Source organism: Caballeronia sordidicola (genome assembly GCF_002220365.1).
GTDB classification, from domain to species: domain Bacteria; phylum Pseudomonadota; class Gammaproteobacteria; order Burkholderiales; family Burkholderiaceae; genus Caballeronia; species Caballeronia sordidicola_C.
Genome location: NZ_MTHB01000137.1, coordinates 1 through 1,365 on the forward strand (window position 1 = coordinate 1; position 1,365 = coordinate 1,365).

Here is a 1,365-nt window from a genome sequence, read left to right on the forward strand (position 1 = left end):
CAGGGAGATCAGACATGCTGCGATGGTTAGCAAGTTGGGCGGCTCGCTACGCGCCTACCGTGGAGCAACAGGCTCAAAAAGCGTTGCCAGAGTTACGCATGGAGCTATTCCAAGCAGAGCAACGAATCCTCGATGCACAGGTACACGCCGACTACTATCGATCGCGGTTGGTGTTTTGCGAATCGGTTTTAAAGAACGGTATCGAACAGGTTAGTGATCAACGACGAGAGCCGCAGACGGCGATAGCGACACCGCGTACTGGCCCCAAGCTAACGACTGCGCAATCAGCCTGAGCGCATCAGGTTAGGCGGCTCTGATTGTGGCGGTTGGCTCCGGGTAAACGCGTCAAACTCAAGATGTCAGTTCGCGATTTCGACCGCCTGACATCGTTTCACTTATCCTCGTGTGGGGTGAGGCAGCCAATCGATCACTCGGGCAAGTCTGGCTGTTGGATCAAAGACCGGTAGGGCGGGTCGAGTCCCCGCGGCCGCCGCTCTCGCTGACGTCCGCCGGAGTTCACATCTCGCATGACGGCGGACCGCTCATTGCGCTTATCCGGGGGATGAGGCTTCGTACAAAGGGTGCTTCGAAGACCGAAGCGTCGTGTCTGCACGCCGAGATGGTCGATTCGGTTGTCAACACCATCGAAGCATCAGTGGTCATACAGTTCCTGCAGCGGGCAGGTGGCAGATCGGCATGGCGATCGCGCAGGAAAAGCAGGGCGTTGACCAGCTGTGGAATCCAACGCGCGAACACCGGAGAGCAAGGGTGGCCTTAAGACCACCGAGAATCTGGAGCGAAGGAATCGTGCTTTGCACGCTTCAGTGGCGATCGGCGCTCGCATCTGACTGCCGCTCGCCATTGAGCCAGTCGTCTAGCTCGGGATGCACCGTATAGCGCGGGTTGCCCATCCATGCGACTAAGTCATCTTGCAACTGATCGCACATGCGCTCATCAAAATCGAATGCTTCGTCGAGTCGCCCGCTTCCGTCATGCCGCAGATGCGCGCCGGCGACACGGCGCCCGTCCCAATAGGCGACGGTAAATTCGTTCAAGTCCACGGTGGTGCCCCGAGGCCGGTCGCGCAGAAACAGAGAAAGCGTGCCTTGAAACGCTATGCGATCAATATCCACAATTTCCTCCCGATAGTCACAGTATCTACACGACTCAACCTGGCTCCGCGTTAATCGCCTGCTATGTGTGCGATCGAACACATAAATTTGCCGGGAGACGCCGATCTGTTACGAGCGAACGTATACCTTTAACTGCTGCTTCCCGTTCGGAGGGCACATGCGATTCGAATATCGCGGGTTCAGTATCGAGTGTCGCTTCACCGTCTCCGAGGCGGAGTTCATCGGACAAGCA

General features: G+C 57.4%; 1 protein-coding gene and 1 pseudogene. One reads left to right on the plus strand and one right to left on the minus strand.

Going from position 1 to position 1,365, the window contains the following annotated elements; genetic code table 11:
* A pseudogene (locus BSU04_RS47150) lies at positions 1–293 on the plus strand (hypothetical protein); the annotation flags it as partial.
* A gap of 528 nt (positions 294–821) precedes the next feature.
* Here BSU04_RS47150 and BSU04_RS21975 read toward each other — a convergent pair.
* Positions 822–1,133 carry a hypothetical protein gene (locus BSU04_RS21975; RefSeq protein WP_179258172.1) on the minus strand — a complete coding sequence of 104 codons (312 nt, stop codon included), beginning with the start codon at positions 1,131–1,133 and terminating at the stop codon, positions 822–824.
* Between the last annotated feature and the right edge of the window lie 232 nt (positions 1,134–1,365).